This is a genomic window from Microbulbifer marinus, from assembly GCF_900107725.1.
GTDB lineage: Bacteria > Pseudomonadota > Gammaproteobacteria > Pseudomonadales > Cellvibrionaceae > Microbulbifer > Microbulbifer marinus.
In genome coordinates, this window is record NZ_FNQO01000001.1 from 1,583,648 (window position 1) to 1,607,522 (window position 23,875).

Annotated in this window: 18 protein-coding genes; 6 read left to right on the forward strand and 12 right to left on the reverse strand. The window is 60.3% G+C overall.

What is annotated here, in order from left to right:
• Window positions 1–66: 66 nt before the first annotated feature.
• On the forward strand, window positions 67–1,725 hold the full coding sequence (locus tag BLW36_RS06840; RefSeq protein WP_091386400.1) for an acyl-CoA dehydrogenase family protein: 1,659 nt from the start codon (window positions 67–69) through the stop codon (window positions 1,723–1,725).
• Window positions 1,726–1,818: 93 nt separating this feature from the next.
• Here the strand turns inward: BLW36_RS06840 and BLW36_RS06845 are convergent, their stop codons facing one another.
• From BLW36_RS06845 to BLW36_RS06875, 7 genes are all read right to left on the reverse strand, one after another.
• Complete coding sequence (locus BLW36_RS06845) at window positions 1,819–2,559, reverse strand: SDR family NAD(P)-dependent oxidoreductase (RefSeq protein ID WP_091387026.1); 741 nt, start codon at window positions 2,557–2,559, stop codon at window positions 1,819–1,821.
• Window positions 2,560–2,593: 34 nt separating this feature from the next.
• Window positions 2,594–4,639, reverse strand: coding sequence for an aminotransferase class I/II-fold pyridoxal phosphate-dependent enzyme (locus BLW36_RS06850; protein ID WP_244506155.1), 2,046 nt, complete (start codon window positions 4,637–4,639; stop codon window positions 2,594–2,596).
• A 247-nt stretch (window positions 4,640–4,886) separates the two neighbouring features.
• Window positions 4,887–5,291, reverse strand: coding sequence for an NUDIX hydrolase (locus BLW36_RS06855; RefSeq protein WP_091386404.1), 405 nt, complete (start codon window positions 5,289–5,291; stop codon window positions 4,887–4,889).
• Window positions 5,292–5,293: 2 nt separating this feature from the next.
• Window positions 5,294–6,382 (reverse strand): phospholipase A, encoded by a 1,089-nt coding sequence (locus BLW36_RS06860; protein ID WP_091387028.1) that lies wholly within the window; start codon window positions 6,380–6,382, stop codon window positions 5,294–5,296.
• 796 nt (window positions 6,383–7,178) lie between these two features.
• Window positions 7,179–7,904 (reverse strand): hypothetical protein, encoded by a 726-nt coding sequence (locus BLW36_RS06865; RefSeq protein ID WP_091386406.1) that lies wholly within the window; start codon window positions 7,902–7,904, stop codon window positions 7,179–7,181.
• A gap of 162 nt (window positions 7,905–8,066) precedes the next feature.
• Window positions 8,067–8,564: a GNAT family N-acetyltransferase gene (locus tag BLW36_RS06870; protein ID WP_091386409.1), complete on the reverse strand. Its 498-nt coding sequence runs from the start codon at window positions 8,562–8,564 to the stop codon at window positions 8,067–8,069.
• Between the two features lie 334 nt (window positions 8,565–8,898).
• Window positions 8,899–9,261, reverse strand: a complete 363-nt coding sequence (locus BLW36_RS06875) for a PRC-barrel domain-containing protein (protein WP_091386411.1) — start codon at window positions 9,259–9,261, stop codon at window positions 8,899–8,901.
• 764 nt (window positions 9,262–10,025) lie between these two features.
• Between BLW36_RS06875 and can the strand changes: the two genes are divergently transcribed.
• From can to BLW36_RS06895, 4 genes are all read left to right on the forward strand, one after another.
• Window positions 10,026–10,682, forward strand: coding sequence for a carbonate dehydratase (can, locus tag BLW36_RS06880; protein ID WP_091386413.1), 657 nt, complete (start codon window positions 10,026–10,028; stop codon window positions 10,680–10,682).
• Between the two features lie 90 nt (window positions 10,683–10,772).
• Entirely contained in the window at window positions 10,773–12,440 is a 1,668-nt protein-coding gene (locus BLW36_RS06885) for an FAD-dependent oxidoreductase (protein ID WP_091386415.1), read from the forward strand.
• A gap of 122 nt (window positions 12,441–12,562) precedes the next feature.
• Complete coding sequence (locus tag BLW36_RS06890; RefSeq protein WP_091387030.1) at window positions 12,563–13,075, forward strand: flavin reductase family protein; 513 nt, start codon at window positions 12,563–12,565, stop codon at window positions 13,073–13,075.
• A gap of 132 nt (window positions 13,076–13,207) precedes the next feature.
• A complete protein-coding gene (locus BLW36_RS06895; protein WP_091386417.1) occupies window positions 13,208–13,984 on the forward strand; it encodes a glycerophosphodiester phosphodiesterase in 777 nt (258 codons plus the stop codon).
• 96 nt (window positions 13,985–14,080) lie between these two features.
• On the opposite strand, the gene BLW36_RS06900 is transcribed toward BLW36_RS06895, so the two are convergent.
• From BLW36_RS06900 to BLW36_RS06915, 4 genes are all read right to left on the reverse strand, one after another.
• The gene (locus BLW36_RS06900) at window positions 14,081–16,684 is read right to left on the reverse strand and encodes a TonB-dependent receptor plug domain-containing protein (protein ID WP_091386419.1); all 2,604 of its coding nucleotides are present in this window, start codon (window positions 16,682–16,684) and stop codon (window positions 14,081–14,083) included.
• Window positions 16,685–17,192: 508 nt separating this feature from the next.
• Window positions 17,193–19,670 carry a Lon protease family protein gene (locus BLW36_RS06905; protein ID WP_091386421.1) on the reverse strand — a complete coding sequence of 826 codons (2,478 nt, stop codon included), beginning with the start codon at window positions 19,668–19,670 and terminating at the stop codon, window positions 17,193–17,195.
• Window positions 19,671–19,759: 89 nt separating this feature from the next.
• The gene (locus tag BLW36_RS06910; RefSeq protein WP_091386424.1) at window positions 19,760–20,959 is read right to left on the reverse strand and encodes a pyridoxal phosphate-dependent aminotransferase; all 1,200 of its coding nucleotides are present in this window, start codon (window positions 20,957–20,959) and stop codon (window positions 19,760–19,762) included.
• Window positions 20,956–22,398 carry an amidase gene (locus tag BLW36_RS06915; RefSeq protein ID WP_091386426.1) on the reverse strand — a complete coding sequence of 481 codons (1,443 nt, stop codon included), beginning with the start codon at window positions 22,396–22,398 and terminating at the stop codon, window positions 20,956–20,958. The genes BLW36_RS06910 and BLW36_RS06915 overlap by 4 nt, the downstream gene beginning before the upstream one ends.
• Before the next feature lie 234 nt (window positions 22,399–22,632).
• On the opposite strand from BLW36_RS06915, the gene BLW36_RS06920 reads away from it, so the two are divergent.
• Window positions 22,633–23,241 carry a DUF2799 domain-containing protein gene (locus BLW36_RS06920; protein ID WP_091386429.1) on the forward strand — a complete coding sequence of 203 codons (609 nt, stop codon included), beginning with the start codon at window positions 22,633–22,635 and terminating at the stop codon, window positions 23,239–23,241.
• 40 nt (window positions 23,242–23,281) lie between these two features.
• Here the strand turns inward: BLW36_RS06920 and BLW36_RS06925 are convergent, their stop codons facing one another.
• Complete coding sequence (locus tag BLW36_RS06925; RefSeq protein WP_091386432.1) at window positions 23,282–23,875, reverse strand: HD domain-containing protein; 594 nt, start codon at window positions 23,873–23,875, stop codon at window positions 23,282–23,284.

Sequence of the window (23,875 nt, forward strand, 5' to 3'; positions counted from 1 at the left end):
GCCTGTAGGCCGGTCTCTCCAGCCAGGCTGGCGCGCAATAAAACCAAGCTCCGAGCGAGGACAGCGATGAGCGAAGCCGAATCTCCGTCTGTACTAGCCGCCACCCATGAAGTCATCAACCAGGTACCGCCGCTCGCCGGCCACAACCTTTATGCCGGCGATACCGCACTGCGCGAGGCGGTGCAGCACAATGGCGGGCACTGGGCCGAAGACGACTTGCAGCGCTACGGGGAGGTCTGCGGCCGCCCCGAGATGATCGAGCGCGGCTACAACGCCAACGAATTCAAGCCGATCTTCGAGAGCCACGACCGCAGCGGCAACCGCATCGACCTGGTGCGCTATCACCCCTCCTACCACCAGCTGATGCAACTGGCCCTGTCCGAGGGTCTGCACAGCGCGCCCTGGACCGATCCCGGCCCGGGCGCCCATGTGGTGCGTGCGGCCAAATACTATCTGCACAGTCAGCTGGAGGCCGGGCACGGCTGTCCGATCACGATGACCTTCGCCTCGGTGCCGTCCATCCGCCTCAATCCACAGCTCGCCGACGAGTGGCTGCCGAAAATCACCGCCCGCGGCTACGACTCGAGTAACCGCCCATACACGGAAAAATCCGCACTGACCATCGGCATGGGCATGACTGAAAAGCAGGGCGGCTCCGACGTGCGTGCCAATACCAGCACCGCTACGCCGATGGGTGACGGCACCTACGAACTGGTCGGGCACAAGTGGTTTATGTCCGCGCCGATGTGCGATGCCTTTCTGATGCTCGCGCAAGCCCCCGGCGGCCTGTCCTGCTTCCTGGTACCGCGCTGGCGTCCGGACGGCAGCAAAAACCCGCTACAGGTGCAGCGACTGAAGAAAAAGGCGGGAAACGTCTCCAACGCCTCTTCCGAAGTGGAAATGCGCGGTGCCCTCGGCTGGCTGATCGGCGAAGAGGGGCGTGGCGTCAACGCGATCATCGAAATGGTTGCCACCACCCGTTTCGACTGCATGATCGGCTCCTCCTCGGGTCAGCGCCAGGCGGTGGTGCAGGCGATTTACCACGCGTCCCAACGCAGCACTTTCGGCAACATCCTGATCGACCAGCCGCTGATGCAGAATGTGCTCGCCGACCTGCAGCTGGAGGTGGAGGGGTCCGTCGCCATGACCATGCGCATCGCCCGCGCCCTGGACCACCTCGATCGCGAGCACGAACAGATGCTGATGCGCCTCGGCACCGCCGTCGGCAAATACTGGATCTGCAAGCGCACGCCCCATCACGCCTATGAGGCCATGGAGTGCCTCGGCGGCAACGGCATCATCGAGAATTTCATCACCGCCCGCCTGTACCGCGACGCGCCGATCAATGCGATCTGGGAAGGGTCGGGCAATATCCAGGCGCTGGATGTGCTGCGCGCCATCGCCAAGGCCCCGGCCGTAATTACCCATTGGTTCGACGAGCTGGAGCAGAGCAAAGGTACCGATCTACGCTACGACCGCGCCCTGGTTCGTCTCAAAAACGAATTTTCGAATAGGGATGAAATCGAGTACCGGGCCCGCCACCTTGTCGACCAGCTGGCACTGACGATGCAGGCACACCTGCTGGTCCAGGGCGGCAACAGCGCGGTGGCCGAGGCCTTTATCGCCTCGCGCCTAAATACCGTCGGCGCGCACAACACCGGCTGCCTGCCCACCGGTGTCGACGTGACAACGCTGATCGAACGCGGCAATCCCCTCGCCGTATAGCGGCCAGCGAAAAACAAAAAAGCCCCGGCGTCGACCGGGGCTTTAGCTGTATCTCTAATTTTTTCGCGGCTGTCTTTCGAGTGCGCGCAGGCGCTACCACGGCAGCGGTGTGCCATCCCAGAACAGCAGTTGCCCGCTATCCTCGGGCCGCAGGCCTCGCAGCACACCGACGATACGCTCGGCGCTCAGCTCCGGGCGAAAGAGTTTGTCCTCGGCAATATTCTCCTGAAAGGGCTTGGACAGCGCCGTATCCGTAGTACCCGGGTGAATCGCCACCACGCAGCAGCTCTCGAGGCGCCGCCCCCATTCGATGGAGAGATTGCGGATCAGCATATTCAGCGCCGCCTTGCTGATACGGTAGCTGTACCAACCACCCAGATGGTTGTCGCCGATACTGCCCACTTTGGCCGACAGCGACGCCCACAGCAGCGGTTGTCGACGTTGCAACAGCCTGCCGAGCGCCTGGGCCAGGTGCAGGTGGGTGAGCAGATTGACGCGCATCGACTGCAGCAGCCAGTCGTCATCGCACTGCTGGAGGGATTTTTCCGGGCCGTGCGTATCGTCGTGCAACAGGCCGCAGCAATTGATCACCCAGTCCGGCAGGGCTGCCGACTCGGACAGGAATTCCCGCACCGCATCAATCGACGACGCATCGCCCAACTCTACGGACAGATGGTGTTGCTCGCCGCGGTGACCCTCGAATGATCCCGCCTCGCCACGGCTGAGCGTCAGCAGAGACACTTGCGGATAGCGCCTTACCAGCTCGCCGCCGATGGCCTGTGCGAGGCCACCGGATGCGCCGGCGAGCAGTACCGTTGCAGGTCGATCGAACATACCGGCCTCCCTGCCGGGTAGCATCTTGTCGGCTTTAGCGGCCGGATTTTTTCCCTGCGGCCTTCTTCGGTGACGCTTGCGGCGCGTCTTCCTTGACCACCCGCAGCATCGGCTCGTCGGAGCGGAATATCAGGCCGTGAATTTCAGTGGTGTTCTGCCCCTGCAGTAACTGCTGCAGGAATTGCACTATCTGCGTGGAAATTTCCTGCCCGGGGACCAGCACCGGAATGCCGGGAGGATAAGGCACTATCTCGTCCGCACAGGTGCGGCCGACCAGATTGCGGGTCGCTTCCACGCCGTTGTCCATCAGCGGCAGCTCCTCGGTCTCGGCGAAATAGGCATCGGCCGGCAGGCAGTTGAAGTGCGTGAACTCCGGCAGCTTCCTCGCCGAAGCGATGTGGCCGCGCTTGCGCGTGTTGCGGGCCAGCTGCTTGAGCGCGTGAATCAGGCGCAGCAATTTGCTCTCGGTGCTGCCGAGGGTCACCAGTACCGTGACCGTGTTGTAGGTGGTCTTTTCCACCTGAATGCCGTACTGGTCGAACAGCTTGATCTGCATTTCCTTGCCGGAATAACCACTCGCGGAAATATCGATCGTGACCTTGGTCGGGTCCAGGCGGATGTTGTCGTTGGCCAGCGGCTCGGCGATCAGGTCGTCACGCGTCAAGGCGCGGAAGACTCCGGTTTCATCGACGGCGCGGCGCAGCGTATCCACCATCTGCAGGCACTGCTTGAGGCGGCTGTAACCTTCCATCGCCATCTGCTTGCGCGCGACGTCGAGGCTCGCAATCATCGCGTACTGCGGGCTGGTGGAAGCGTGCATGTTCAGGTTTTCGCGGAAGCGGAACTCGTCGAAATCGGGATCCTGCACGTGGATCATACTGGCCTGGGAAAAGGCCGACAGCATCTTGTGGGTGCTCTGGGTCACGTAGTCAGCGCCGCACTCCAGCGCCGTCGGGCGCAGCTCCGGATGGAAGTAGCCGTGGGCAAACCAGGCCTCATCCACCAGCACCTTGACGCCACGCTCGTGGGCGTAATCGATGATCGGCTTCAGGTCGTAGCGCAGGCCATCGTAGGTGCAGGAGGTGATCACCAGCAGGCGGGCATCGCTGTGCTCATCGAGCGCCTGCTCGATGTCGGAGCGCTTTACCGGACCGTAAATACCGAACTCAGGGTGCAGCACCGATTTCAGGTACACCGGTTCGCAGCGATTCATCACGATCGCGTGGTGCACCGATTTGTGACAGGCCTGGTCGACAATGATTTTGCCACCGCCGCCGAGAATCTGCTGGATCACTACCTTGTTCGCGGTGGAGGTGCCGTTGGTCAGGAAAAAGGTGTGGCGCGCGCCGAAGGCCTGTGCGGCCAGATCCTGGGCTTCCTGGATCACCGAGTGCGGCTCCAGCAGGCTGTCCAGCACCTGTACCGAAACCGAAAGATCGGTGTTGAATACGTGCTCGCCCATAAAGCGGTAGAAGTCACCGACCCAGGGGCTGTTGCGCAGGCTATCACCGCCGGAGTGCCCTGGGGTATGCCAGGCGTCGCGAGCGGAGAACACGTACTCTTTAAGTGTGTCGGCAAAGGGCGTAGACGCGCGGCGGGCGATGAATGCCTGCACCAGGCGGAACATGTGGTTGAAATTGCCCTCGCGGCGGTCAAACAGTTCGTCGAAGCGCTGACGGAGGTTGGCGAGGGACTGCGCACTGGGCGCCGCCTGGGGCGCGGTGCCGGCGCCGGCGAGGGAGCCGTGCGCGACCAGAAATATATTGAGCTGCGAGCGCAGGCCATGGATCCGATCGGCCAGCTCATCCGCAGCCTCCAGGCTTTGGGCGTCACAACCGCCGTCCACGATCAGCGCCTGCAGATTGTCTTCTTCCTGCACCAGGCGCTCGACACCGGCAGGCGTGACGGCTTCGAAACACAGGCCAAAAGGATTTTCGTGCTGTGCAGCGGTCGCATTCAGAGCATTGACCCAGTCGCCCGCCAGCTGGCGATCGGCGCTGATCAGGGCCACGCGGCACTCCAGCGGCTGTGCGCTCTCAGTCAGGTTGCCCAGATCAGGCATCTTCAGTTCCAAACCCATAGTCTTATCCATCAGCATAGCCCGATTCTTTCGGCGGGCGCCTGTCTCGTTCTGTTAACTTTTTGATTTTATTTAATTTTTTCGACTGCCAGAGGCAGCCGCGACGGCCCCGGAGGACTGTGACTCACGGGCCAGGGGGCAAATACTAAAGGAGGCGAACAGGGAATTCCGTGAAGTCGGGGGATTTAGCGTTATTTGCCAAAAGATGACAGTTAAACCGCATCTGCTGCCATCTGGAACATGAAATTTAGAACTTTGCGCTACGGACTTGGCCGTTGAATTCGAGACAGTCCCGCACCCGCTGCAGCTGCACCGGCGACAGTGCCTGCAGCGGGAAATATCCCAGCTCCGAATGCTCACTGGAGAGTGTGATCGCGGCCGAATCGGTGAAGTGGGCGCGGAAGATAAACACGTGGGAACTGTAGACGCGGTGGTAATAGACACCGCTCAGGTAATCGATCTGCACCTCGCGCCCCAACTCCTCCCGGCATTCGCGCAACAGCGCCTCGTGGATCGTCTCGCCGGGATCCAGCGCCCCTCCGGGTAGGCCCCAGCTGCGATCGGCGTAGGTGGCACGCAGCTGTAACACCTCGCCGGTTTCATTGGTAATGACCGCGTGAGCACTGAGGCGGTAGGTGTCTTCGAATCCCATTCCTATAAGCCCCGAGCCAACTCAAAGCCGAAACCCAGCGTCTGTACCGACTCATCGTAGTCGATCAGGCTCTCGCCGTAGCCGTTGAAATACTTCACATAGCCGCGCACGCGGTTACCGATCGGAAAGCTCCAGCGCAGTTCCACCGCGCCGCGGTTATCGGAGCGCAGGTTGTTGCGCAGCATTATGCCGTATTGGTGACCTCCACAGCGGTAGCCACCGGTCAGCTCAAAGTGACCCAGATAAGCCTCAATATCCGGGTTGTCGTCCTTCTCGCGCTTTTCCGGAATACGGTACCAGGGTTTGAACGAAATAAAGTAGCGGTCACCTTTCTCAAACAGCATATTGGTGTAGATCCGGTTCCAGCTGCGGGACAGCGGCTCGCTGCGACCATTCGACTGGTGGTTGATCGCCAGCTGATTGGCGACGTTCTGCCAGCCGAACAGGCTCCAGTCATTCAGCCAGGTCATGATCAGTTCCGGCTCGTGGTTGGTCTCCCGAAACGGCGACGAGATATCCGAGTTGTAGGCCTGCCAGAAACTGCGGTTGGTATAGGCGACACTCATAAAGGAGGCCTGCCCCAAAAATCCGCGCCACACCGGCACCTGCACCGACAGCTGGAACTGCACTTCGACTTTTTGCAGTTTATCCAGGGTTTCACCGGCAACCTCGACATCCTCCAGCCCGGCCTTGTTTGGCGACGGGTTGTAGACGGCGGGCAGCAGATAGTTCACCTTGTGGGACGCGAGGGTGAAAGGATTACTGGCGGCGTCACGGATGGCAAGGGCAGCCTGCGAGGCACCAACTACCGGAACTTCCTCGACAGGAGTCTGGCCCCTGGGCTCAGGCACCGTATCTACGGGCTGCATACCCTCAGGCGGGCGCGCTTCCCGCTGCATCGGAGGACCATAGACCTGCTGCGCGCAGAAGCGTCGCATCTCATCCAGGGTGGTGCTGGCTGGCGCCACCACCAGCTGTTCACGCAGGCAAGTTTCTTCCTGCTCCTCCGGGCTAACGGCGGTGGCTTCCTGCAGCGCCTTCTGTACTGATTCAGTTGCTTCCTGCAGTGCGTCTTGCGATACAGCCTCCACAGCCCCGACATCTGCAGCGAACAAAGCGGCGATGCCGATCCCCCCAAACAACTTAAGTAGCGGCAAAACTGAATCTCCGTGGCATAGCTCTGATCAAACCAGAATTATTCCACGGTCAAGGGCCTGTTTACACTAATTCGATGGTCGCGAAACCCACCACTCAGCTCGAAATTCCCTTTGTAGAATTCGATATCCGGGGGGGGCGTCGCCAACTTTATCTTCCGGAATACTGACAGCTGAAATTCTATTTCAAGTGATTGAACCTCGCCGCCTTTAGCATGACTGACATCCAAATCGCCATTAATACCGCTGTACGCGGCGCGAAGCACATAACTGGCTTTACGGGATATCAACGAGAAGCGGTTGCTGTCTACGTCCTAAACGACCTGCATGCGGTCTCGTAGGCTGCTAGTTTGGCGGTTTGACCTGCTGGGGCGGCGGGGTACCGCAGGATACTGCTCGGGCGTTCCCGGTGTGGCTTTGCCCGCTGACGCCTGCTCGGGTAATCGTGCCTCTCGCGGTTCCGCAGTGACATATTTGGCGCCGCTGGACAGCTCCCGACTGCGCTGTTCGGCCGGGGCCACCGCTTCCAGCAGCGATTCCTGGCCAATAGACATTACCGGGAAGCAAAGCAACGGTACCAACCCCATCAAACTTCCCTGTCGATGGGTGGTGATCAAGGTGACGGCTCCTTGCCATTAACGCTGCAAGTTTGGACAGGCTACTGCCGGCTCACCGCAAGCTGCTCATCGGCGTCATTGTATACACCGTATCCATGGCGTCCGGTCCCGCAGCTTCAGATGTTGATGCCAAGCAGCTGCGGCGACCATTCCAGATCCCGCAGCCGCACCTGCCACAGGCGACCGGTACTGGAGGGCCAGTCGTACCCGACCAGCAAACCGCGGCTGTCCACGTAACAGTGCGCGTCACGCTCGGCCTCATCTCCCTGGTAGACATAGGCGCTGATATCCGCCCCCAGCTCCTGGGTTCGCTGGGTGGCAACATCGCCAACCATCGGCCGGGCGCTGCGGTGGGTGACACGCGGCGCGAGCAGTTTGCCCCGTTGGGATGGGTCGACAATATCCGGCGTGACCACCTCCAGGCCGTCCTTAAACTGCTCCAGCTTAACCAGCAGCGGTCCCATGAAAATCCTCATCAGCGGGAACAGCAGACGGCCGCGACCGGCGATTGATGCCTGCTGCGGGCCATTCGGGCCGGTCCAGCTGGCCTCGATGGTATCGCCGAGCTTCGGAGCCTCACCCTCACCGCTGCACAGGCGGTAATGAGCACTGACCTCGCCCACCTCATCGCGCCAGCAGACCCGGCACTCCCTCACCAGGCCGTCGCTTAGCTGCGCGCGTACTACCATGCCGAAGCCCTGCTCGCCGACCAGGCGCTGACTGACCAGGGTGCGCACGCCCTCGTCGTCTTCGCCTAATTGCCAGCTGTCCTGAACCGGCATTTCGCGGCCATCACAGCTGTAGTGATAACGTCCCTGCGCCAGGGTTGAATTCAATCGCATTGCAGACCATCCTCCCTGTCCGCTGCACGCACCAAATTGATACATTTTTTGGTGCGTAACACCGAACTTATGTCTGCAAAGAGTATTGCATACGGGGGCAAATTTGCGCCGCGATTGGCGCGAGAATTAGCGCGAGTAAGTGGTGTAATTACGCGGTAATAACTACAGATAACGCTGCCAGAAATGTGCCTCTCCCATGGCCTCATCCAGTGTGTAGGGTTTAAAACCGGCCTTGCGGTAAGCAATTTGTGCAGGCAGGTTTTTCTCCAACACTTCCATGGTCAGCTTACAGCAGCCTCTTTCTTTTGCCTCGCGCGCGACCAGATCCAGCATCGCACCACAGACACCACTTCCGCGCGTCTCTTTACTGACTATCACATCGTGAATATTCACCAGCGGCTTGCAGACAAATGTCGAAAAGCCCATGAAGCAGTTGATCAGACCCAGCGCCCGATCGTCGCGATAGGCCAGCACGCTGAAAGCACCGGGAAATTCCGCCAGCTTCTGCAATAATTGTGCGCGGCAGTAATCGGGCAGTGGCTCACCACCACCGAAAGGGTCGCGCGCATATTCGTCCATCAGTGTCAGGATATCCTGCGCATGTTTATCATTCCGGTAGTCGGCGATCACGGTACTTACTTGCGTTGCGGTGTCGAACATAACCCACCCTCCGTTTACAAACTCTGGATTCTATCCCCGGTGCCCAGCAGGTGGAAACCCTGCCCGACAAGAGGGTTTGGCTGGATCGCACCAGCGTCGGAATAAGTGTGCATATTATCGACGATCGGAGACAGCTGTGCGCTACGTTCCTCGAATGTTGAATCGCTACCCGGGGCGCGCGCATGGCTTGCGGATGGGACTACACGCGAATGAACCCACAGCGCCGCTACTTCAACGGCAGTATCGGCCTGATGGATTGGGGGCCGGTTAAATAAAAATCCCGGCCAAAAGGCCGGGACTCTGTCAACAGAAAGCTATGCGCTCTATCTTCCTGTCAGTGCTTTGGCTGAGAGTGCTGCTGTACACCGTACTGGCTATATATGTTACTGCGGAATTTCGGATCGGCCATATTCGGCCAGTTGTCCTTATCGAAGCCCTCTGCCTTCTTCAGTTTTTCCTTGTCGACACTAAGGATGAAGCACTTGTTCTTGGCATCAAGGCGCATTGCTTCCGGAGGAATCGCGAACAGGTCGTCACCCAATCCCATTATGCCGCCGAACGACAATACATAGTAGGCGATCGAGTGGCTTTCGGTATCGAGCATGATTTCCTTAATGGTGCCGAGATCTTCGCCTTGGCGATTTTTGACACTGTCTCCTTCCAGAGAGGATGCGGACAGAACGGTATGGACTGGCATGGCATTTTTCCCTTGATCGAGAATCAATTTCTAACGTGGGTTGCGGCTAACGAAAAAAGGATGAAACTTCTTTGTGCCAACTTGAGTGTAGCAGTGCTCCGTACACTGAAATTAAAAAGCGCGCTATGCTGATATCAAGCTGTCGTAAGCGCTGCAATCACCTCTGACCGCTACATTATTCGGCCATCCGCCACCAACCTTTTTGAGCGGTAGGACTCAAGGGCAGCGTGTCGAGGTTAATGGTGTCTCGGTGTCTGCCTATAACATCTGCAAAAAGATTTTTCCCGTCGATGCCAGACACCCTGGAGCAAATTGATGCCATGCAGATCCCTATCGCGATAACACAGCTGACTCCAAGCGTCGTCGCCCGCCCTCTTTGCCACACATAGACACAGTCTCAGTTTCCTGGACAAGCGGAGCCAATCAGAAGTCAGTCCGGCCGATCGCTACTTTCGGCAGAAATATCACCATTTGCCGAATCGGTATCCCCGAAGCTGCGCAGGTAGTTGCGCAAGCGGGTGCGCTGGGCCAAGAGCCAGCGCACCCGGATCCTGTGGCGGCATAGCGGACTAGCCCGGTAGGGGGTGCGTCGGCGGCGGGAAAGTGCTCGCGTTCTTTTTCTGGCCATGGTTTCCACGCTCCCAGTCAAAGCTGCAGACTAACAGATATCGGAGCCGGGATTCACGGCCGAAGCTATTGGCCGGCACCGATAAAGTCGCTATCCTCGCAAATTAATGGACAACTAGTCACTTCAGGAAAAGCCATTGCGTCCACTCAAACACCTGTTACAGAACAACCGTCACTGGTCACTCGCTACCCGCGAGCAGAAGCCGGATTTCTTCATCAAACTGTCCGAGCAGCAATCCCCTGAATACCTGTGGATTGGTTGCGCCGACAGCCGCGTACCCGCCAACGAAATTGTAGGCCTGCTGCCCGGCGAGCTGTTCGTACACCGCAATGTGGCCAATGTGGTGGTACACACGGATCTCAATTGCCTGTCGGTGCTGCAATATGCGGTGGAGATTCTCAAGGTCAAACACATCATTGTCTGTGGCCACTACGGCTGCGGCGGCGTGCAGGCGGCCCTGCAGAACCAGCAGCTGGGCCTGATCGACAACTGGCTGCGCCATATTCAGGATGTGCGCGACAAGCACCACACGCTGATCGACTTGTTCCAGCAGCAGGAGCGCACCGACTTGCTGTGCGAACTGAACGTGCTGGAGCAGGTAATTCACGTCTGCCAGACCACCATAGTGCGCGATGCCTGGCGGTCCGGACAGCAGTTGTCAGTCAACGGCTGGGTCTACGGCCTCAAGGACGGCCTGGTGCACGACCTGGGGATCTCCATCACCCACCCGGGCGAGATCTCGGAGGTCTATCACAGTGCGCTAACCACTATCGCCCAGCGCGACAACGAGTAGCGACTTCCGCGCATTTTTTTCTTACTATTCCCCGTCCAAATTTAACTGGCCCGGCTCTGCCGGGCTTTCTGCATCTGTCCGGGGGAATCAATGGCCGAATACCGCGTTTGGGAATGTCAGATCTGTGGCTGGATTTACGATGAAGCCAAGGGCTGGCCCGAGGACGGTATCGCCCCCGGCACCCGTTGGGAGGATATTCCCGACGACTGGTGCTGCCCCGAGTGCGGCGCGGCCAAGCAGGATTTCGAGATGCTGGCGCTGGCGCCACAGCGCCAGCCACAGGAAACTGCTCCACTCTCCGCCGCCACACCAACCGAATCTGCGCCGGCAGCACCAGACTCCGCAGACAATAAAGCCGGCTACCGCATCTGGGAGTGCATGGTGTGCGGCTGGGTCTACGACGAATCCAAGGGCTGGCCCGAAGACGGCATAGCCCCCGGTACCCGCTGGGAAGACATTCCCGAAGACTGGTGCTGCCCGCAGTGCGGCGTGGGCAAAGATGAATTCGATATGGTTTTGGTGACCGAGACGGAAGCGGAACCGGCGCCAGTGCCCGCAGCTGAGCACATGCAGGGCGCTGCCAGCGACAGAGAACCGCTGGTCATCATCGGTACCGGCCTCGCCGGCTACAACCTGGCGCGCGAGTTCCGCAAGCTGGATCAGGCCACGCCGCTGCTGCTGGTAACCGCCGACGACGGCACCGCCTATTCCAAGCCCCTGCTGTCCGCGTCCCTGGCCCACGGCAAGACACCGCAACAGTTGGCCAGCGCCTCTGCCGAACAGATGGCGCGAGAGCTGAACGCCGAGATCCTGGTACACACTCGGGTGACCGATATCGACGCCGAAGCGAAAAACCTAACCCTGGCAGTGGGGAACGGCAGCCACAGCGCCGGACTGCGCTATGGCAAGCTGGTACTGGCCACCGGGGCCGGTTGCCGCCCGCTGCCGGCGATCGAGGGTGACGGCCACGCGCGCCTGTTCCGTATCAACAGCCTCGGCGACTACCACCGCTTCCGCACTGCGATGGTGGGGCGCAAGCGTGTGCTGCTGCTGGGCGCCGGCCTGATCGGCTGCGAATTCGCCAACGACCTGATCCAGGCCGGGTTCGAGGTGGAAATGGTGGATCCGCTGGACTGGCCCCTGGCTACCCTCCTGCCGGAAGCCGCCGGCCGCGACATTCAGCGCACTCTCGAGTCCCACGGCGTCCGCTTCCACGGCAACGCGCGGGTGACCCGCCTGGATCGCAGCGGCGGCGGTATCCGCGCGCAATTGGATAGCGGCGAGCACATCGACGCCGATATTGCCCTGGCCGCCCTCGGCCTGCAGGCCAATACCGGCCTCGCCGCAGCGGCGGGCCTCAAAATCAATCGTGGCATAGTGGTCAATCGCCAACTGCAGAGCAGCGATGCCAATATCTTCGCCCTCGGCGACTGCGCCGAAGTGGACGGCCACCTGCTCTACTTTGTCGCGCCACTGATGGCCTGCGCCCGCGCCCTCGCCAAAACCCTGAGCGGTGAGCCGACGCCGGTGCACTACGGCACCTTGCCGGTAGCGGTGAAGACCACGCTGCGCCCGACCACCGTCTGCCCGCCGCGTCCCGGGGCCGAGGGCAGCTGGCATATCGACAGCTCCGCAAGCGGCGTGCAGGCGGAGTTCCGCGGGGCCGATGGCCGCCTGCTCGGCTTTGCCCTCACCGGCTCGGCAATCACTGCGCGCGACACACTGACCGCGGAGTGCACCCCCCTAATGGATGACTGACAACACTGGAACTGCCCCGGAGCAGGCCAGCAGTGGCCCGTTCGAGGCAAAGCGCGCAATAAAGACGCTTTTGCCGTAGAATGGCCGCCAGCACTGATTTTGCACAAATATTGATCGACGGTATGACCACAGAAAGTACTCCCGCCATTGCCCCCTCAGCCCTGCAGAGCCGCGCCCTGCGCGACACGCTGGGCCAGTTCGCCACTGGTGTCACTGTAGTTACTACCCGCGATGCCGCTGGCGAGCCGGCGGGCATGACCGTCAACAGCTTCAATTCCGTATCCCTGGAGCCGGCACTGGTACTGTGGAGCATCGACAAACAGTCTCTCGGCTACGACGCCTTCACCCAGCAGGAGCACTTTGCGGTGCACGTGCTGAAAGCCGATCAGCAGCATGTCTCCAACCTGTTTGCCGGCCGCGGTGCCGACAAGTTTGGCCAGGTGCACTGGCACCCGGGCCCCAACGGGGTACCGCAGCTGGACGACTGCGCCGCCTTTTTCCACTGCCGCCGCGTACAGTGTATCGATGGCGGCGATCACACCATCCTGCTCGGCGAAGTGCTGGAATTCACCGCCAGCGGCGGCGAACCACTGATCTTCCACCGCGGCCGCTATCGCGCGCTGGCAGGAGACTGACAGGTCCGGTTATTAGACTTGTACATTTGAGCGTCAAATCGTCTAAACACGGCCACAAATAATGGTGGCCCTGTAACCTCGGCGTCATACTTCATAGGCACGCTGCTGGAAATTTCACCAGGTCAGTGATTCATGCAGACACCCGGCTCTCTCTTCTGCTTCGCTCATCGCGGCTATCGCCAGCGGGCCACCGAAAATACCCTGCAGGCCATTGCCCATGCACTGGAATTCGATGTCGACGGTATCGAGATAGATATCTGGAATGTCGGCGGCCAGCTGCTGGTCAAGCACGATCGTCGCCTCGGCCGCCTGATCGCCGGCAGCGAACTGCTCACCGACATGTGCCCGGAGGTGCTGCGCGAAAAGCTGCTGCCATGCGGCGGCCGGGTGCCGACTCTGCGCGAGGTACTGGAAGCAGTCGGTAATAACGCCCAGCTGAATATCGAAATGAAAGGCCCCAACTGCGCCGCCCTGGTCGCCCGGGAACTGGAATCCTACGTGCGCGACAGCGGCGCCTCTTTCGAGCAATACCTGATCTCCTCATTCGACCACCGTCAGGTTTACGACAGCCTGCAGCTGCTACCCGAAGTGCGGCGCGGCGTACTGCTGGATGGCATACCGCTGGATCTGGCCGCCTGCGCCGAGCCGCTCAAGGCCTACTCCATGCACCTGAGCCTGGATTTCGCCGATCCGGAGCTGATCGCCGACGCCAGGCGCCGCGGCCTGAAAAGCTACATATTCACCGTCAACAATATGGATGACCTGACGCTGATGGCAGCAATCGGTGCGGATGGTGTCTTTACCGACGAGCCGCAAATGGTCATGGATTTCAACGCGCGGGCAACGGCGGAGATACTGTTACATCAGCACGTCGAAACCGGCGACAGCGATGTGCCGCAAGCGCCCTAGCCCTTCAGATTTCGCGTATATCAGTAGTTATTGGGCACAAAAAAACCGGCACAAAAGTGCCGGTTTTTTTTGCGTTTAAGGCGCTTAACGACGCTCTTAGAAATCCGCACTCGCGCGCAGATACCAGAAGCCGCCGTTAAAGCCGAACGGAGAAGTGAGAGCCTGACGCACACCCAGGAACTGCAAGGTCGGGTCGGCCTCGTCGTCCGGCTGCACATCGAAGATATTTTCACCGCCCAGAGCCACTTTGTAGTTTTCCTGAATGGTGAAAGTCGCCTCCAGATCCACCAGGACGTCGCCACTATAGCTGGACGCATCGGACGCATCGCCAGGTCCGAACAAGCCGAAGGTGGACTCCCAATCGCTATAGCGGTTGAAACGCAGGTAACCGCTAAACATGTCGCCAGTGTCGAAATCGAACGTCAGGGTCGTACGATCGCTGGGCACCTGGTTTTCCAGGTCGAACACTCGCGACTGGTTGATGGTGTTGGCCGCGACTTTACTCACTTCCTGCTGGTTGTGATTGTGACGCAGATCCACGGTCAGCAAGTTACCCGCAACCTCGAAGTCGCTGGTGATGGCCAGATCGATACCGGAAACCTCGGAGTCATAGGCGTTGACGAAGAAGTTGGCGTTACTGCCATTCAGCAGCGCAGCATCTGCGACACCGGCATTTTCCAGCAGTGCTACCTCGTCCGCACCGATGGTGTTATTGCGCAATGCCAGGCGATCCTCGATATCGATGTTGTAGTAATCGATGGTCACGCTGGTATTGTCGAACGGATTGATGACCGCACCGATGGTAAAGCTGGTGGATTCTTCCGGCGTCAACGCAACTGCTCCCAGGGCTTCGGCAACCGGATGACTAACCGGGTAGGTACCGTTGGGAATCAGGTTGCCGCTGGCGTCCGCAGTGGTGGTCACGTTCAGGGTATTTACCTGACCGGGAGTGGGCGCACGGAAGCCGGTGTTGGCAGTAGCGCGCAGAGCGAAACGCTCGTTGAAGTCGTAACGTGCGGACAGTTTCCAGTCGGAAGTGGAGCCGAACTGATCGTAGTCCTCGAACCGCAGGGCCGCACCCAGTGTCAGCTGGTCGGTAACATCTGCCTCTAGATCCACATAGGCAGCCATACTCTCGCTGCTGTAGCTACCCGCAGCTTCTGTGGGGAAGCCCTGGAAACCGTCAGAGCCAACACCAAATACTGCCGCGGTAGGCCCTACGGCGATAGAGGCTGCATCACCAGCGCCGATCTTGTAAGTTTCCTCACGCCACTCGGCACCAAATGCCACGTTGAGCGGGCTGCTCAGCCCTGCGATATCGACGGGCTGAACAAAGTCAGCATTCAGGCTGCTCTCTTCCTGAGTCAGAGTACCCGGATTGAACGTCGTCGGCGACAGGGCACCGAGGCTCGGGTTGATGGAGTCCTTCAATACGTAGGACACCTCATTCTCCGCGGTGCGGGCACGCAGATCCCAGGTCATGCCGGAAGCCAGCTCCCCGCGGGCACCGAAGACTGCGGAAATGTCGGTGATATCAGCGCCAAACTGCGGGTTATAACCACCGGGGAACATGGTGTAGATCGGGTTGCGCAGCACGTAGCCACTGGCACTGGAGCTATCGGCAACCAGATAATCGGCTGGATTCAGGCCCTTTGCGTTAATGCTGTCGATCAGGGACTGGGGCGCCGGATCCGGCATAAAGTCGCCATCGGCATCGGCCTGCAGAGTAGCGCGCGCACCAAATTCATATTGCGGGTCCAGCACCGGCCCACGATAGAAGAAATCGGAGATGGTGGAGTTGTCCGAGTAACCGAAGTTGCCGTACAGCTCGACACTGTCGTTCAGGTCATAGCCAGTGTTCACGAACAGCTTGGTGGTCTCCACCTCGGGATCGCCCCAACGCTGACCAAGGCCATCCAGCGGTACCTGATCCACACCGACCACGGAGCCGACAAACTCGGCATCCGGACGCGCGGCGCCGCGCCAGGTCTTGTCTGCGGTGGAGTGTTCGACGGTCGCGTTAACGAAACCGTTGTCGCCGAGACCGAAACCGGCATTAGCAGCCATACTGGTGCGGGTACCATCACCCTCGAAGTATTCACCGGTCTGCGCGGATACGCTGATGCCCTCGGCATCGTCTTTCAAAACTACGTTGACTACGCCGGCAATTGCATCCGAGCCATACTGGGCCGAAGCGCCATCACGCAGTACTTCCACCCGCTCGATCGCCATCGAAGGAATCGCAGCGAAGTCCACTGCCTGAGCGCCCTGGTTAACGGTACCGAGCGGCGCCAGCTGCAGGTTCACCAGTGCCGAACGATGGCGTCGGCTGCCATTGACCAGAACCAGCGTCTGATCCGGCGACAGGTTTCGCAGAGTCACCGGGCGAATAAACGCGGTGCCGTCCGCAATCGGGAAACGCTGGGTATTAAATGACGGTGCTATTTTGGCTAGGGACTCGGTCAGGTCGAAACTGGCCTGATCCGCCAGATCCGCGCCGCCAACCAGGTCTACCGGGGAAAGGGTTTCTGTTGGAGAGACGCCTTCCTTGCGGGTGCCGATGGTGACGACCTCTTCGAGAGTGCCATGGTCCGCAGAAGGTTTTTGTTCGGCCTGCTCCTGCGCCAATGCGCTGCCGACAGGGAGCGCAAGTGCGGCGGCGATGGCCAGCGACAAAGGTTTGAATGAATAGGATTGCATAATTGCAGGTTCTCGCTCTTCTCGTTATTGCTGTGAGCACCGCGCTGTTCGATATACCTAGACTGCAACGCGCGGTGATTATTTTTTGTGCAGACAGAACCACTGGTCGCACTATTATTGTGCGGTCAGAGTATTCAAATCCTACTTACCGAGCAATGCGTCTGGAGAAATCACAAAGAACCGAGCCGATGCCGGAGAAGATTGTTACAAGTGGAAACATTTTTCGCGCCAATAAGGACAGGGCCTGCAGTTAACTTGCATTATTAGGTCAAACCTCCTTTTCTGGTGCGAAAGTTCCGGAGTGTTGTCCGCCTAAAAATGTCTCTAAGCGTGACCAAATGCATCAGGCTCTACCGGCCAGAAGAAGAAATGCAGCAAAGTCAGCTTTGACACATTCGACTATCTCTTAGGAGCTAGTCACTCTATCTAGTGATCACTACAGGCAGAATGTCAGGGTGGGCGATAGGCGCAGTTCAAGAGGGCGCGGGAAAGGAAATATCGGCAAAATCTAGTAGCGATCGCGTCCGGGAGTGCCATCGTCATCACCTTTGATCGGCGAGGATGCCCCCCCCTCAGTGTCCGCCTCTTTCAACTCCTGCCCCAGTAGGTGCGAACGGGTTTCCTCGAATTCATGCAAACGCCTCTGCACCTGTCCATTGAAGGAGCTTTCCGGGTATTCGCCATTTTGATCCACGTTACCGGCCTCCATGCCGGTAAGTAGCGCCAGAGCTTCGTCCACAGTCGCTACCGCGAAAACGGCAAATTTTTTCTCCCGCACCGCCTGCACCACTTCCTCCTTGAGCATCAGGTGCTGGATATTGGCGGCCGGGATAATCACGCCCTGCTCCCCACTGAGCCCGCGGGCCTGGCAGATATCGAAGAAGCCCTCGATCTTTTCGTTGACGCCGCCGACCGCCTGCACCACGCCGAGCTGGTTGACCGAGCCGGTAACCGCGATCCGCTGGCGCAGAGGTACGCCGGCGATGGCGGAGAGCAGTGCGCAGAGCTCGGCGAGGGAGGCGCTGTCGCCATCGACCGGGCCGTAGGACTGTTCGAACACCAGACTGGCGGACAGGGAAAACGGCTGCGACGGGGTGTAGCGGTTGGCGAGGAAGGCGCTCAGGATCATAACCCCCTTGGAGTGCAGCGGACCACCCAGCTCCGACTCGCGCTCGATGTCCACCATCTTGCCGCTGCCGAGGCGCGCGGTGGCGGTGATCCGCGATGGGCGGCCGAAGGCGGTGTCGCCGAGCTGGATGACGGACAGGCCGTTGATCTGTGCGACCTGTTCCCCGGCGGTGTCGATCATCAGGATGTCGCGCTCGATGGATTCCTGCAGCCGCTCCTGCCACTGTCCCTGGCGGTACTCGCGCTGCTCTACCGCCTTCTGCACGTGGGATCTCTCTATCTGCTGAGCCTCTTCGCGTCGGCACCAGTAATCCGCCTCGCGTAACAAGTCGGCCAGCCGCTCGCCGTGCAGCGAGAGCTTCTGCGCATCACCGGCGAGGCGCGCCGCCTGCTCGACTACCCGCGCGAGCCCCTCTTTCGACAACCGCCGCAGCCGCTCCCGTTTGACCAGGTTCAATATGCGCCGCGCAAAGGCGGCCACGCTGTCGCGCTCGCGCGCGATGTCTTCGGCAAAATCCGCGTAGACCTTGAACAGCTGCTTGGCTTCCGGGTCGTGCGCCTTCAGCAGGTAATAGAGCCAGCGCTCACCGATCAGCACCACATTGACATTCAGCGGAATCGGTTCCGGTTCCAGCGTGATGGTAGATAACAGACCCATCTGCATTTCCAGCGGCTGGATCTTCAGCTCACGGGAGCGCAGGGCGCGTTTCAGTGTCTCCCAGACAAATGGCGTCATCAGCAGCTGGTGCGCATCCAGGATCAGGCAACCGCCGTTGGCTCGATGCAGGGCGCCGCCCTTGATCAATTTGAAATTGGTGATCAGGGTGCCCATATGCGACTCGTGCTCGATGCGGCCGAGCAGATTGGCGTAGGTAGGGTTGTCCTCGTAAACCACGGGCGCGCCATCGACATCACCGTTATCGACAAGAATGTTCACACGAAAACGATTGAACTCCGGTGCGCGGATCAACTTGCCGGGAGCGATACCCTCCTTCTGGCCCTGCTCACCGGCCGCGCGAAAATCATCGGCATTTTCGATCACGCCACGCTTGATGTTTTCGATAAACGCCTGCACCTGCTCGAGATTCTGGTAGCGCCGGTGCAACCAGTCGATGCGTTCATCCAGGGTCAGGTGCAGATATTCGCGGTTCAGTCGCTTGAGATCCTTGGCCAGCTTCTCGTGCCAGCGCAACACACGCGCCAGGGTTTCCTTCAGGTCGACATTGACCTTCTCGATATTCTCCTTGAGCCGCTGTTGCTCCTGTTCGGGCAGCTCGGCAAATTGTTTCGGGGTGATGAATTCTTCTTCGACCAGCGGGCCAATGGTGTAGCCGGAAGGCGTGCGCACGAGACCAATGCCGAGTTGCTGGGCGCGGTCCACCAGCTCGGTAAAAGCCTGCTCCTCGCGCTCTTCCAGTAGCTGCTTGAGTTCGTCCCGGCGCGCTCGGTACTCGTCGCTTTTGAAGATATCGGGGATAGCCGTCAGCAGGTGTTCGAGCAGGTTCTCGGTATCGTGTTTCAGCTGCCGCGCAGTACCGGCGGGAAGTACCAGGGCGTGAGGCTTGTGATCGGCATCGAAGTTGTGGATGTAACAGAGGTCCTCGGCCTGATCCCGCCGCTTCGCCCAGGCAGCGATGCGCCGGTCGACCAGTGCGTGCTTGCCGAGGCCGACAGATCCGGCCACGTAGAGGTTGTAGCCGTTGCCGGACATATCCAGCGCAAATTCCAACGCCTCCAGCGCGCGCTCCTGTCCGAATGGATGACTTTCGTCCGCCCCGCCCTCCCCGGCCTGCACTTCCAGCCATTCCAGCGGGCAGTGCTGATAGAGCTGATCCGGAGACAGGGGGACAGGATTCATTCGCGCGCCCAACAAACGAAAGAAAAGACAGTTTCAACCGGGATGCCGCCCAGCGGTCGTCTTTTCGGCATCCGGCAATTCAGCTTAGCTCAGTCGAAATCCTGCTTCTCCATCCACGGAATAATCCGCTCAAACGCTTCTTCAATTTTATCGATGGAGGTGGCATAGCTGATCCGCAACGCGTTGCGGCAGCTTTCGCCGAAGGTCTCGCCGGGGATGGTGCAGACACCGGTTTCCCGCAACAGCCGCAGGGCGACGTTGTTCCCATTGACACCGTCCGGCAGCGACGGAAAAAGGTAAAAGGCGCCTTCCGGCATGTAGCCCTCCAGGTAGGGCGTCTGTTCTACCAGCTGTACCAGTCGGTCGCGCCGCTTTTTGTACGTCTCGACAATGCCGTCGACAAAACTGCGATCACCGCGCAGGGCGGCGACACCGGCCCACTGACAGGGGGTGTTGGCAACGGTAGTGGTGAACATATGGTAGCGGCGCAGTTTGCGGATGGCGCCCTGGCTCGCGATCAGCCAGCCGATGCGCATACCCGCCATGCTGAAGGTCTTGGAGAAACTGCTGATGATCATCACATGGTCGAGATCCGAACAGCAGGACAGCACGCCGGCGTAGTCGCGGTTGTCGTAGACCAGGTGATCGTAGACCTCGTCGCTGATCACATAGATACCGCGATAGGCGGCCTCCTGCACAATCATCTCGACGGTTTCACGCGGGTAGACGGTACCGGTGGGATTGCTGGGTGAATTCAGCACTATCGCGTGGGTATTTTTGTCGATCGCGTCGATGACTTCGTGCGGATCCAGCTGGTGGTTGTTCTCCGCGCGGGTGGGAATGTATTTCACCTCGCCGCCATTCATACGGATTAACGGCGCGTACAGCATGAAGGACGGATCCGGCACGATAAATTCACGCCCGGGGGCGGACACTGCGGTGAGTGCCAGGTAAATCGCTTCGGTGGCACCGGTAGTAACGAGGATATTCTCCGGAGAAATTTTTCGGCCGTAGCGTTCGCCGTTGTATTCGGCCAGCGCGTCGAGCAGCTCTGGCAGGCCGGCATCCATGGTGTAGCCGGTCTGCCCGGCCTCCAGCGCATCCACCGCAGCCTGGATGACATGGGGCGGTGCCGGCGCATCCGGCTGGCCGATGGACAAGTGGATTACATCGTCCATGGTCGCCGCCATGTTGACCATCTTGCGGATCCCCGGCACCGGAATCGTCAGTAGCGCCGGATTCCAGACCGGGTCCTCGGATTCGTAGAAATCGAAGTCGAGCTTGCTCACGCCTCCTCCCCGGCAGCAGCGTCGACGCGGAAAAGCTCCGGACGCCGATCGGTCAGCGGCGCGGCCAGCTGATACGCCTGGCCCGCGCGCAGTACGGTGGCGTCGTCAAAACGCCGCCCAACCAGCTGCAGGCCGATCGGCAGGCCGTCGGCGGAAAAGCCGCAGGGCACCGACAGCGCTGGCTGGCCGGTGAGGTTGAATGGATAGGTAAACGGCGTCCACGAGGGCCAGCGGGTGCTGGGCCAGTCTTCCGGTACTTCGCGACCGGCCTTGAACGCGGTGACCGGCAGCGTCGGCGTCAGCAGCAGATCGTATTTCTGGTGGAAATGCGCCATGCGCTCGCACAGGGCGGTGCGCTCGTTGACCGCGGCCAGATAATCGAGCATCGACAACTGCGCCGCCTTCTCCGCCACCGCCACCAGCTGTTGATCCATCAGTGCGCGCTGGCGCTTGCCGAGATTGCGCAACGCATTGGCCGCGCCGCCGTAAAACAGGTGACCGAACGCCGCCAGCGGATCGTCAAAGCCCGGATCTACTTCCGTCACCTCGGCGCCGAGCGACTGCAAAACCTTGACCGCGGCGTGCACGGCCTCCTCCACCTCGCGATCCAGTTGCACGTAGCCGAGGGCGGAACTGAAGGCGATGCGCAGCCCCTTCAGCAGTTCCTCCGGTTCGCCCTGAACCTCGCCGAAATAGTCGATGTTGCGCCGCGGGATCGCCTGGGTATCGCGGTGGTCCACCTCGGACAACACGTTCATCATCAGCGCGCAGTCCGCCACCGTCCAGGTCATCGGACCGGCGTGGGCCAGCGTGCCGAAGGGGCTCGGCGGCCAGTGCGGCACCTCACCGAAACTGGGCTTGAGGCCGACGAGACCACAGAAGCCGGCGGGGATACGAATGGAACCACCCGCGTCGGTGCCCAGTGCCAGCGGCCCCATGCCCAGCGGCACCGCCGCGGCGCTGCCGCCGCTGGAACCACCGGCGGTCTTGTCGGTATTCCAGGGATTACGGGTGACGCCGTCGATCGGGTTGTCGGTGACGCCCTTCCAGCCAAACTCCGGCGTGGTGGTCTTGCCCAGCGGGATGTAACCGTTGCGCCGCAGTGCGGCGACACAGGGCGCCTCCTTACCCAGGGTCGTTTCGGGATCGATGGTCTTGGAGCCTTTTAGTGTCGGCCACATCGGCGTCAGGAACACGTCCTTGATCGCGACGGGCACACCGTCCAGCAGCCCCTGCGTCTCACCGCGCACATAGCGCTGCTCCGATTCGCGTGCCCAGGCCAGGCTGGTTTCACCGTCCACCAGGCAGTAGGCATTGACCGCGGGATTGCAGCGCTCTATCTGGCGCAGCAGTGCTTCGGTGACCTCTACCGGGGAAAATGCCTTGTCTTTATACCCTTGCAGTAACTCCACCGCCGTCATGCGGATAAAATCACTCATCGGCCATCCCTCTTGTTCTCGATTTATTCCCCCATCCTAGTACGATGTGGCGCGCATTTATAAGGCGATAAGCGGATTCACGTTGACTCATACGCCCCGATTACATTCCGCAAATTTTGTGACACAGGTCACGCCCGGTGTGATTCCTTCAGGCTGCAGTCAGCCTTGGTGAGATAATTTGCCGCTTCGAGACACCCCTGGACGGGAACAGACACAGTGAAACTAAGAACGAAAATGATGCCACTCGCAGCCCTGGCGCTCCTCGCCAGCGGCTGCGCCACCATGAGCGAAGAGGAGTGCCGGGTCGCGGATTGGCACGCGATCGGTTATGAGGACGGCGCCGCTGGCCTGCAGGTTGCACAGCTGGGCAAGCGCCGCGAGGCCTGTGCGGAATACGGTGTGCGACCGGATGCGAACGCCTACCGCGCCGGCCGCGATGAGGGATTGCAGCTCTACTGCACCGAGCACCGCGGCTTCCGTCTCGGCCGCGCCGGCGGCGGTTATAACGGCGTCTGTCCGGCGGATCTGGAGGGGCTCTTCCTGCATGGCTACGAGGCCGGGCGCGAAGTGTATCTGGCCTGGAATGCGATGAACCAGGTTTCCGGCGCCATCAATGACCGCGAGCAGGAGCGCGAACATATCCTCGACGACATCACCGAAATGAGTGCGCGCCTGATCAGCGATGAGTCGACCAGGGAAGAACGCGTCACCCTGCTGGCCGATATCGCCCGCCTCAAGGGTCGGCACACCGAGCTGGGCGTGGAAATCGACGATCTGGAACACGAGCTGGCGATGCGCGAGGCGGAGTACCAGGAGGTACAGGCACGCGCCCCCTACCAGTAATGCCTGCCTACAGGCCGGCGGGCGCTGCTCGACGAGTGAATTATTCGAGCAGGCCGCTGGCCACCGCGCCCTGCAGCTGTTCTTCAATCACCTGCCAGAGTTCGCGGCTGCCATCGCCGATACGGCTGTTGAGCGCAAAGACTTTCTCTTTCGGAATCTTGTTTTCCTTCCACGCGTGACCGCCGCCACGCAGGTTGTGCAGCAGCGGCGGCACGCGATCGATGGCGCGGGCGTACCTGGATTCCGCCGTCTCGCCGGCCTCGAATTCCTGCCACAGAGCAAACAGTTCTTCGCCCCGGCCGCCCGGCACCAGGGCCAGCACGCGCTGTACGCCGGCGGCCTCGGCCGCTTTCTGTTCCGCGGTTTCGCTCGCGTAAACAATCTTGTCGCCGGCATCTATCTCGCCCAGATCGTGGATCAGCAGCATTCTGATCACGCGGTCTATATCCACCGGCTCATTGGCGTATTCCCTGAACATCAGCGCAGTGAGGCACACATGCCAGCTGTGTTCGGCGGAATTCTCCCGGCGCTCGAGACCGACCGGGCGGGTCTTGCGCAGCACCGCCTTTAACTTTTCGATTTCGACGACAAACTCCAGCAGCTGCTCGATTTCGCCGACCCTCGTTTCTTGCAT